The organism is Frankia sp. AgPm24, assembly GCF_023243055.1.
Classification (GTDB): Bacteria; Actinomycetota; Actinomycetes; order Frankiales; family Frankiaceae; genus Frankia; species Frankia umida.
The window spans coordinates 71,230-81,367 of record NZ_JALKFW010000166.1; the positions used below are offsets into that span (position 1 = coordinate 71,230).

At 70.9% G+C, this 10,138-nt stretch carries 9 protein-coding genes; 4 read left to right on the forward strand and 5 right to left on the reverse strand.

Features of this window, described 5'->3' with window-relative positions; genetic code table 11:
* Positions 1–7: 7 nt before the first annotated feature.
* Entirely contained in the window at positions 8–760 is a 753-nt protein-coding gene (gene deoC, locus MXD61_RS10170; protein ID WP_374628736.1) for a deoxyribose-phosphate aldolase, read from the forward strand.
* Positions 761–907: 147 nt separating this feature from the next.
* On the opposite strand, the gene MXD61_RS10175 is transcribed toward deoC, so the two are convergent.
* The 3 genes from MXD61_RS10175 to MXD61_RS10185 form a co-directional block, all read right to left on the reverse strand.
* Entirely contained in the window at positions 908–1,489 is a 582-nt protein-coding gene (locus MXD61_RS10175) for a DNA-3-methyladenine glycosylase I (RefSeq protein ID WP_308222719.1), read from the reverse strand.
* Positions 1,486–2,631, reverse strand: coding sequence for an adenosine deaminase (locus MXD61_RS10180; protein ID WP_248812578.1), 1,146 nt, complete (start codon positions 2,629–2,631; stop codon positions 1,486–1,488). Before MXD61_RS10180 ends, MXD61_RS10175 begins: the two co-directional genes overlap by 4 nt.
* A gap of 122 nt (positions 2,632–2,753) precedes the next feature.
* The gene (locus MXD61_RS10185) at positions 2,754–3,188 is read right to left on the reverse strand and encodes a cytidine deaminase (RefSeq protein ID WP_248812579.1); all 435 of its coding nucleotides are present in this window, start codon (positions 3,186–3,188) and stop codon (positions 2,754–2,756) included.
* 187 nt (positions 3,189–3,375) lie between these two features.
* Here MXD61_RS10185 and MXD61_RS10190 point away from each other — a divergent pair, with 187 nt between their 5' ends.
* From MXD61_RS10190 to MXD61_RS10200, 3 genes are all read left to right on the forward strand, one after another.
* A complete protein-coding gene (locus MXD61_RS10190; protein ID WP_248812580.1) occupies positions 3,376–6,030 on the forward strand; it encodes a serine/threonine-protein kinase in 2,655 nt (884 codons plus the stop codon).
* 93 nt (positions 6,031–6,123) lie between these two features.
* The gene (locus MXD61_RS10195; protein WP_248812581.1) at positions 6,124–8,208 is read left to right on the forward strand and encodes a serine/threonine-protein kinase; all 2,085 of its coding nucleotides are present in this window, start codon (positions 6,124–6,126) and stop codon (positions 8,206–8,208) included.
* Positions 8,209–8,902: 694 nt separating this feature from the next.
* Positions 8,903–9,166: an SCO4848 family membrane protein gene (locus MXD61_RS10200; RefSeq protein WP_248812582.1), complete on the forward strand. Its 264-nt coding sequence runs from the start codon at positions 8,903–8,905 to the stop codon at positions 9,164–9,166.
* Here the strand turns inward: MXD61_RS10200 and MXD61_RS10205 are convergent.
* Both MXD61_RS10205 and MXD61_RS10210 read right to left on the reverse strand, forming a co-directional pair.
* Positions 9,139–9,507 carry a hypothetical protein gene (locus tag MXD61_RS10205; RefSeq protein ID WP_248812583.1) on the reverse strand — a complete coding sequence of 123 codons (369 nt, stop codon included), beginning with the start codon at positions 9,505–9,507 and terminating at the stop codon, positions 9,139–9,141. The genes MXD61_RS10200 and MXD61_RS10205 overlap by 28 nt on opposite strands.
* A gap of 377 nt (positions 9,508–9,884) precedes the next feature.
* The coding region (locus tag MXD61_RS10210; RefSeq protein WP_248812584.1) for a hypothetical protein at positions 9,885–10,138 on the reverse strand (254 nt) is incomplete at its 5' end.

Below are 10,138 nucleotides of genomic sequence, written 5' to 3' on the forward strand. Positions count from 1 at the left end.
GCAACGTATGACAGACGTTCCCGCCAGCCCCGATCATCCAAGCAGGGAGTCCGGGAACTCCTCGCCCGCGGTGAGCCCGCGGCGGGCCGAGGTCGCCCGGATCATCGACCACACGCTGCTGGCGCCGGCGGCCACCGGCGAGGAGGTACTGGCGCTGTGCGCCGAGGCGGCCAGGCTCGGTGTCGGCGCGGTCTGCGTCGCCCCGACCCATGTGTACCTGGCGGCGGCCAGCGCCCGTCGGGACGGGCAGCCGGAGCAGCCGGCCTTCGCCGTCGCCTCGGTGGTCGGGTTTCCGCACGGCAACCACCTGACGGTGATCAAGGCCGAGGAGGCCCGGCGGGCCGTGGCGGACGGCGCCACCGAGATCGACATGGTGATCGACATCGCGAACGCGATGGACGAGAACTGGCGCGCGATCGAGACCGAGATCAGCGAGGTGCGGCTGTCCGTGCCGCCGCACGTGGTGCTCAAGGTGATCCTGGAGACGGCGCTGCTGCCCGACGCGAACATCGTCTCCGCCTGCCGGGCCGCCGAGGCCGGTGGGGCGGAGTACGTCAGGACCTCGACGGGTTTCCATCCCGCGGGTGGGGTGAGCGTGCGGGCGGTGCGCTCGATGGCGGGCGCGGTCGGCGGCCGGCTGGGGATCAAGGCCTCGGGCGGAATCCGGACGGCCGAGCAGGCCCGCACGATGCTCGAGGCCGGAGCGACCCGGCTGGGCCTGTCCGCCTCCGCCGACGTCCTGGCTGGCTTCCCCACCTGATTCGCCCCACGCCGACTGGCCTGGCCGCCGCACCTGCCCCGAACCGGACGTGTGGACGGACCGGACGGGCGTATGGACGGACCGGACGGACCGGACGGACCGGACGGACGAATGGGCTGGACTGCCCGGACGGGCCGGGACGGGCGGTCAGTCGGTGGGGGCACGTGGCACCCAGCAGGCGGCGAGATGGTCGTCCACCAGGCCGCAGGCCTGCATGAGTGCGTACGCGGTGGTCGGGCCGATGAAGACGAACCCGGCCGCTCGCAGGGCCTTCGCCAGCGCGATCGACGCGGGCGTCTTCGCCGGGACGTCGGCGGTGGTGCGCGGGCGGGCAGCCGCGGGTGGTTGATGGGCCCACACCAGCTCGCCGAGTGGCGTGCCGAGATCGAGCACGGCCTGGGCGTTGACGATCGTCGCCTCGATCTTGCGGCGATTACGGACGATGCCGGCGTCGCCGAGGAGCCGTTCGACGTCGTCCGGCCCGTAGCCGGCGACCACCGCCGGGTCGAAGTCGGCGAACGCGGCCCGGAACGCGGGCCGTTTCCGCAGGATCGTCAGCCAGGACAGACCGGACTGGAACGCCTCCAGGGTGAGCCGCTCGTACAGCCCGACCGTGTCCCGCACCGGCTGGCCCCATTCGCCGTCGTGGTACTCGATGTACTCGGGTGTGGACAGCCCCCAGGGGCAACGGGCCTGCCCGTCCGCACCGACCACCGCACCTTCGCTCACCGGGCGATCTCCTCCTGTAGGTCGGGTGCCACATACGGCGCGAAACCGGGTTTGATGACGGTGTTGATGAGCTCGAGCCGCTCGTCGAACGGCAGGAACGCCGACTTCATCGCGTTGAGGGTGAGCCATCGGACGTCCGACCAGCCGTAGCCGTGTACCTGGGCGAGCGTCGCGAACTCACTCGAGAGCGACACCCCGCTCATCAGCCGGTTGTCGGTGTTCACCGTGACCCGAAAACGCAGTCGGCGCAGCAGCGCGATCGGGTGATGTTCGATGCTCGGCGCCGCGCCCGTGTGCACATTGGACGACGGGCACATCTCCAGCGGCACCCGCACGTCACGGACATAGTTGGCGAGATCACCGAGAACCGCCGTGCCATCACGTTCGACGGTGATGTCGTCGACGATGCGCACGCCGTGCCCAAGCCGATCGGCGTTGCACCACTGCACCGCCTCCCAGATGGACGGCAGCCCGAACGCCTCACCGGCGTGGATCGTGAAATGCCCGTTGGCCCGTGCGATGTACTGGAACGCGTCCAGATGCCGGGTGGGTGGATAACCGGCCTCGGCGCCGGCGATGTCGAACCCGGCAACGCCGGCGTCGCGCCACCGCACCGCCAGCTCCGCGATCTCCAGCGACCTCGCCTGGTGGCGCATGGCCGTGAGCAGCGCCCGAATCCGCAGCGCTGTGCCCCGCGCGCCGGCCCGGAACCCGTCGAGCACCGCCTCGACCACCGCATCCAACGACAGCCCCCGCTCGACGTGCAGCTCGGGAGCGAACCGCACCTCGGCGTACACGACCCCGTCGGCGGCGAGATCCTCGGCGCACTCCCGGGCCACGCGGCGAATCGCCGACGGCGTCTGCATCACCGCGACCGTGTGGCGAAACGGCTCGAGATACCGGACCAGCGAGCCGCTGGACGCCCCCTCACGAAACCAGCCGCCCAGCGCCGACACATCCGTCGTCGGCAGCCCCCGGTAGCCGATCTCATCCGCGAGCTCGATCACCGTGGATGGCCGCAGCCCACCATCCAGATGATCGTGCAGCAGCACCTTGGGCACCCGCCGGATCTCCTCGACCTCGAGCGCCACACCAGCCAGCCCAGCGGTTCCAGCCGACGCGGCCGCTGCCGTGGTCGTCATTGTCGCCTCCGTCTCCGGCATCTCCTCCGGCTCCGGCCCGACGGTAGGCCACCCGTCCGACAGAACCGGCCCTGCCGCGCGGACGACGCGACGGCGGTCCGGGCACCGCCGACTCAGCCGACTCAGCCGGCGCCCGCGTCCGTTGGCAGGTCCGCGGGGCCGAAGGCGTCGGGAAGCAGCTCCGCCAGCCGGCGCGCGCCCTGCGCACCGTCGATCAGGAGTTCCGGGCCGCCGTGTTCGTAAAGCACCTGTCGACACCGTCCGCACGGCGCCAGCGGCCGCCCGGAGGCGTCCACACAGACCAGTGCCGTCAGCCGGCCACCGCCCTGGGCGTGCAGTGCGGCGACCAGCCCACATTCGGCGCACAGCGTCAGACCGTAGGAGGCGTTCTCGACATTGCAGCCGGTGACGATCCACGGCTCGCCCGCCCGAGGTCCGGTCGTGGTCGCCACGACCAGCGCCGCGGCACCGACCCGCAGACCGGAGTAGGGCGCGTAGCCCCGCGCCGCGACCCGCACCGCGGCGACCCGCAGCCGCTCCCAGACCTCGCCGCTCACCGGAGAACCATGTGGGAGATCCGCCGGGAGATCTGTCGTTTCCGCCACTATGTCGTCCACACCCAGTCCCAATCCTTCCGCTCACCGGATGGTTCCCGGCGACCAGCGGCCTGCCCCAGCGCGGTGGACCGGCCACGATGTGATCCCATGGACGCGAGCCTCACTGGCGATCGGAAGGGACGAAGGGATGGCAGGCGAGTCCAGGTCTCCGGCGGTGCTGGTCGGCGGACGGTATCAGCTGACAGGCGTGCTCGGCCGGGGTGGTTTCGGGGTCGTGCACCGCGCCACGGACGAACTCCTGCGACGGCCGGTGGCCGTCAAGGAAGTGCGACTTCCCGTGACGGAGAACGGAACCGAGCGGGACCGGGCTCGGCAGCGGGTGCTGCGGGAGGCCCGCGCGGCGGGTCGGTTGCACCACCCGGGCGCGGTCTCCGTCCTCGACGTCATTGACGACGGCGATCTGCCCTGGATCGTCATGGAGTACGTCGAGGGGCAGTCGCTGGCGCGGATCATCAGCGACCTCGGCGCCCGGCCCGTCGAACAGACCTGCCAGATCGGCATCACGCTCGCCTACGCCCTGGAGGCCGCGCACCGGCTCGGCATCGTGCACCGCGACGTCAAACCGAGCAACGTGCTCATCACCGCGGACGGACGAGCCCGCCTCACCGACTTCGGGATCGCGGTCAGTCATGGTGACGCCCGTCTGACCAACACCGGCATGGTGCTCGGGTCACCGGCCTATCTACCGCCCGAGCGTGCCCGGGGTGGCACCGGCAACGCCGCCGGCGACCGGTGGGGCCTGGGCGCGGCGCTGTTCGCCACCGTCGAGGGATGCCCGCCGTATGGCGGTGGCGATCCGGTCGCGGTCGTGTCCGCGGTGATGCGCGGCGACCGGCGGCCCTTCCGCCTCGCCGGTCCGTTGGCGCCGCTCATCGACGATCTGATGAGCCCGCATGAGACGAGCCGCCCCCCGCTGTCCGCCGTCCGCCGTCGGCTACGTGACATTCTGCGGTCCTTCGGCGATACCGCGGGCGGCCGCGGTGGGAGCCGGTCGGCACGTGCGCACCGTCCCGGTCCGCCCCCTGCTCCCGCGTCCGACCCGGACCCGTCGGCCTTCGAAGCCGCGCCGGCCGCGGCGGCGGCCATCACGCCCGCGCTCACCAGACCGACATCGACACCCACGCCGACCGGCGACACGACGGCGGTGGACGGGCCGCGGCCGAGCGGACCGGAAGCGACCGTGCCGGGCACACGGACCGTTGCGGCGGCGATCGACACAACGACCACGGTCGGTTCGACGGTCGCCGATGCCGATACCGACGCCGGTGCGGACACGACGGTCGCTGTTGATACTGCTGTCGAGGCCGACGCCTCGTCCGCGGACGATCTCGACCACCCGGCGGACGATCCCGCCGAGGTCGCCCTTCCCGTCACCGTCGAAAACCCACCGGCGACGCCCGAAGCCGCTGACGATCCGGGCCCTGTCGGGCTGTCCGAGACAGACCACTCGACGACCGTCGCCACGGTCGCCACAGTCGCGACCGCTGCGACGGTGGCCACCATGGCTTTGATGGCCGGCAGCACCATCCCGCGTTCCGGTGGCGGTGACGCGCACACCGAACCGCGCGATCCGCGTCCCAGCGCGACACCGGACCCCCCGTCGGCCACCTCGACTTCGCCGACCACATCGGCCACGCCGGCCCAGTCCGGCCTACCGAGCCGAGGCGCGCTGTCACCCCGACGCGCCCCGGATGCCGCCCGCGGCCGCCCGACGCTGCCCGCGGCCGCCCGCGCCCGGATCGCCCGTCCAGTGGAACGGTTGCGCCAGGTCGACCGCACGCGCGCGCTCGGCGGGATTCCGGCCCGGGCCCGCCTGATCAACCGCGACACCGACGATCGGGCGACTCCGGACTCCCCCCGGCCGACCGAACCGGCCGACCTGGCCGAGACCGTCACCTCACCACCACCAGCACCAGCACCACCAGCACCACCCATCACGCCAGCACCGCCAGCACCGCAGCCACCGGCACCGCAGCCACCGGCACAGCCGCAACAGCCGCAGCCGCAGCCGCCGGCCATGGGCGGCGCGGGCACGGACGCCTCAGCCGCGGCCGTCGCACCGGACCCAGCCGTCCAGAGCGCGGCCACCCGGAGCCCGCGGACCGTGGGCGCGACGCGTGGGCCTGGGCGGGTTCGCCCACTCGTCCTGGTGTCAGTGCTGGCGGTGTTCGCGGCGGTCGCCGCGGTGGCCGTGCTGCTGTTGATAAGTCGGGACGACACCCACACCGGCGATACGAAGAGTGATCGTTCGATCGCACAGAACACCGACAGCGGCACCCGCGCGGCGACCGTCAACGACCCGCTGGCGACCAGTTCCGTGGTTGCCATACCCCCGCCAGGCTGGGCCTCCTATACTGATCAGGCGGCCGGATGGTCGTTGGCCTACCCGGCCGGCTGGCGGTCCCAGCCGGGTCCCGGCGGGGCCGGTAACGTCGATTTCATGGACCCGGCTACCGGCTCGTTCCTCCGGGTGGGTAGCGTCAGAGAGGCAAACACCTCCGCGATCGGCGACTGGCGGCGCATCGAAGCCAGTTTCGTTCGGAGCGTGCAGGACTACCGACGCATACGGCTGACTCCCAGCGACGGTGGGGATGGCACGAACCAGGCCGACTGGGAGTTCGCGTACCGCAGGTCGGACGGGGTCATGGTGCATGTGCTCAATCGGGGCGCGATTCGCAACCGCCACGGATATGCCCTCTACTGGCATACCCCCGAAGACCTCTGGTTGCAGGATCAATCACTGATGGCAAGCCTCTTCGAGACCTTCCGGCCGGGGCCGTGATGTACACATTCGCCGGATTCACGCCTGTCAAGGCGATCGGAAACACGCAGGCCATGCTGTCTGCGGAACCCTCCGTCTGTCAGACTTGACACGATGGCCAAATCGGCAAGCGTGCCCCGGGACACCGACCGGCATGGCACGCCTCGTTACGTAGCTCAGCGCTACCGACTCGACACCCCCATCGGGCGTGGTGGAGCCGGCGTCGTCTGGCGCGGTGAGGATGAGCTCCTCCAGCGGCCGGTGGCCATCAAGGAGATCCTGGTCCCGATGGCCGGCGCGCAGAACGAGCGCGACGCGATCCGGGCCCGGGTGCTGCGGGAGGCCCGTGCGCTCGCCCGACTGCACAGCCCGGCCATCGTGTCCGTGTACGACGTGGTCGAGGAGCACGAGCGGCACTGGATCGTCATGGAGCTCGTCGACGCGGACTCGCTCGGCGACGTGATCCGTAACCACGGTCCGCTCCCGTTCGACCAGGTGGCCGCGATCGGCCTCGCGCTGACCGACGCGCTCGCCGCCGCGCACTCCGCCGGCGTGCTGCACCGTGACGTCAAGCCGGGCAACGTCCTGCTCGGGCGGGACGGCCGGGTCCGACTCACCGACTTCGGCATCGCCGCCACCGAGGGTGACGTCACCCTGACCGGTACCGGCGCGCTCGTTGGTTCCCCCGCCTACATCGCCCCCGAACGCGTGCGCGGCTCGTCCGGAAGCCCGGCCAGTGACCTGTGGGGTCTCGGCGCCACGCTGTACTCCGCGGTCGAGGGTCAGCCTCCGTTCGAAGGCCCGGAGACGTACGCGGTGCTCACCGCCGTCGTCGAGGGCCGCCGCCGCGCCTTCCGGCTGGCCGGCCCGCTGCGCAACCTGCTCAGCGACCTGATGGACCGCCCCGCAGAGGAGCGTCCGGACGTCACCGAGATCCGCCGCCGGCTCATCCCGGTGGCACGTAACGCCACCCCCGTCCCGGCAGCCGTGATGCACGCCCGCTCCAAGGGCGACGAGAACGACGAGCAGCCCGGGCGGGGCAGCGCCGACGTCGGCCTGGAGAACCTGGACGACTCCCACCCGTCGGCCCCCTCTGGGCGGGACGGACGCGGCGGCCGGGGCCAGTCCAAGCGTGGCACGGCCGCGGGCGTCGCCGCGGGCGGTGCCGCGGGCGTCCTCGGCGCGGGCGCGGGTTCGGACGGCCGCACCAGCGGCACCGGGCCACGTGCGGGCGGTGCCCCGTCGACCCCACCCACGGCCCCCGCCACCTCGACGCCGCCCTGGGGGTCCACGCCCTACGGGCCGTCCCCGACCGGCCCGAGCGCGGACTGGTCGACCGCCGACGCTGACGCTGGCCCGGCCGACACCGAGATCACCGCCGATCCGATCCCGAACGGCCTGGACGAGACCGCGATCTCCCCGGCGACCGGCGGTCTGCGCCGCGCCCCGGCGACCCCCCCGGCCTCGGCACGCAACCGCGGCCCGGTGGGGCACGACGAGCCGACCAGGATCGGACGCGCCGGTCAGGCCACAGGTCCGGTGCGCGGCGGCTCCGACGACGAGACCCGCATCGGCACCACCCCCCTGATCGCCGCGACCGATCTCGGCATGTTCGAGGACGACGAAGCCGCCGGCCTGGTGCACCTCGACGACTCGGGTCGACGTGCCATGGTGGGTGGCGGCGGCGCGGCGGCCGGAGCCCACGGCGGCCGGAGCCGGGCGGACGAGCAGAACCACCGGCGCCGCATCGTGGCCATCGCCGCCGGCGCGGTCGCGGCGCTCGCCGTCGTGGCTGTCGCGCTTGCCCTCACGCTGACCGGCGGGGATTCACCGAACGGCAACGACGTCTCGGCCCAGCAGACGACCGGTACACCGGCCACGCTGATTCCCGACCAGGTGACCGGTCCGTCGCAGCCGGCCAACGACTCGCCGGCCGTGGTGGTGCCACCGACCTCGCGTTACAGCTACCGGCCGCGGCCGACAAGCCCTGCGCCGCGCGCGACGACCAGCCCGACCACGCCGCCGACCTCGGCCCCGGCGACCCAGCAGCCCACGCCCAGCCCGACCGTGCCGGCGACGACGACCCCGAGCAACAACGCGCCGACCACGACCCCGCCGGCCACGACCCGCCCGCCCACCTCCCCCACCGCCCCGGCGCCCACCACCCCACTGACCACCCCGCCACCGCCAGCCGACTGACACCCGACGGGGCATCGACCTTCTCGCTTACGGCCTGGGTGCTGGGGGTGGTTGTGGCGGTCGTGACAGCAGAGGGTCGCGAGCGGTCGGTGGTGGATCGGTTCGTGGTGCGCGACGCGGTTGCGGAGCCGGACGAGGCTGTCGACAGGCCGGCTCTTCGCTGGCGCTGATGCCGCTGTTCCACTCGTACAGGGCCACGGCCTGCTCAAGGTCATGATTGCAGGCCCGTTCGTACGGATCGAGGCGCTCGGCGCTCAACCCGCGCCGGAGCTGGAGCGCGAAGGCATGCGGCGGGGTCACGGCGTTCGACATCGGGCTACCGGTCTTCTGGACCGTGCGGTGGACACCCCGGATGGCCTCTACCGCTGTACGGCCTTACGCCTGAAGCGGCAAGCCCCTGGGGTTTTTCTGCCCGTCCACTTTATGGTGATCAACGTGTCCGAACTCGCGACCCCACGGAGAGACCACAACTCGTGGCCGGTGCGAGGCTGATCGGTGCGAGGCTGATGAGGTGAGCCTGTCAAGGCGCGCCTCTGGTTCCTGATCGCGGTGGGTGTGGACGTGGGGGATCTGGCCGAACTTGTGGACCATGCGCTTATGACCTAGGTACTACTCCCGCCGGGTGTGTCCAGCTCCACGCTGCGTGACGGGTCTCGGTGGGCGCATCCGCTCAGCTGGGTGCGAAGCTGGAGAGGTGACCCTTTCGAAGCGTGCGTCCTGGTTCCTGATCGCAGTCGGCGTGTGGACGTGGGCCATCTGGCCGAATTTCCTTCGCAACGTCTGGAAGGATGATCGTTCCTGGGACCACGGCCCGACCGGCTTCTTCACGGTCCATCTGGTCCTGACCGTGGTTTCCCTGGTCATCGGCTCCGCTGTCGGCTGGCTCGGCATCCGCGGTGTGCGCTCGCTCAGATCGAGGGAGCGGCTTGACTACGCAAACACGAAGCTCGTGAGCTGAAAGAGCGCCGTGGCGGTCGAACTGCTGTCACGCAGACTCTGGGTCGTGGCACCGATCAAGCCAGAGGTGAAACCGAAGAAGATGAGTACGGCGCTGGCCTTTATTCCTTCGCGCAACCCTTCGCGCATCCAGTCTGAATCTTCTTTTTTCGGCAAAACTTCTTCGCTTGACCCTCGAAACCCGATCGCCTCGCGAAGCGGCAGGCTGCGGAGATCTCGAAAACGGCGCCGAAGATCCCCAGGAATATTACGCAGGCCAGGCGCAACGTCACCAGGCCTCTTCGCTAGACCCTTATAGAAGAGCAGAGTCTCCCTGTTTGAAAACAGCATGACGAATCCCACACCTCGGATATCATCTCGCTCCACTCTCCTTCGCCCTCTGTTTTGCCGGTCTACGGCTGGCTGTAGCGCCATCCAGCGTGGCAATTCGGGATCCACGACATGTCCGTCACTGTGTCTTCTTGCTCGATTATGACTGCGACAGTAGTACCACTCGCCGGCGACCGGAGTCCTGCAAGGCTTATCGACCCGCGCCTGTTGCGTATGGAAATATTTACACTCCGCCAGTACGAAATCGCCGGTTAATGACCTCCCGATCCGTGGTCACCCCGCCCGGCTGTCACCGCGCCCAGCGACCACGGATCACACGAACGGGCTGATCGCGGATGGTTTGGGATCGAACCCTGACCGCGCCGGCTCCCCTGATCCACGAAAGCCGCCTAAAAGGTGCTGCCCCGAGCGGGAGCCGCGGCCGCGATCTGGACGCGCAGTCGACTGGCCGCCCGCGGGCCGCGCAGCACGTAGCAGGTGGCGCCACTCGCGTGGATGGCGATCGCGTCCTTGACGTCCTCCCCTGCCTGAAGGCGGGAGATTCCAGCTCCTACACACCCGTCAGGAGAGGAGGTGCGCGGTGTTGGGGTTCGCGGTTCGCGGGCTCCGGCGACCCGGTGCCTCCCCGCGCGGTCACGGCCCG

Bases quoted from the DNA above. Each gene is read 5' to 3' on its own strand.
- deoC (WP_374628736.1), top strand. From the start codon at position 8: ATGACAGACGTTCCCGCCAGCCCCGATCATCCAAGCAGGGAGTCCGGG.
- MXD61_RS10180 (WP_248812578.1), bottom strand. From the start codon at position 2,631: ATGACGACCACGGCAGCGGCCGCGTCGGCTGGAACCGCTGGGCTGGCT.
- MXD61_RS10190 (WP_248812580.1), top strand. From the start codon at position 3,376: ATGGCAGGCGAGTCCAGGTCTCCGGCGGTGCTGGTCGGCGGACGGTAT.
- MXD61_RS10195 (WP_248812581.1), top strand. From the start codon at position 6,124: ATGGCCAAATCGGCAAGCGTGCCCCGGGACACCGACCGGCATGGCACG.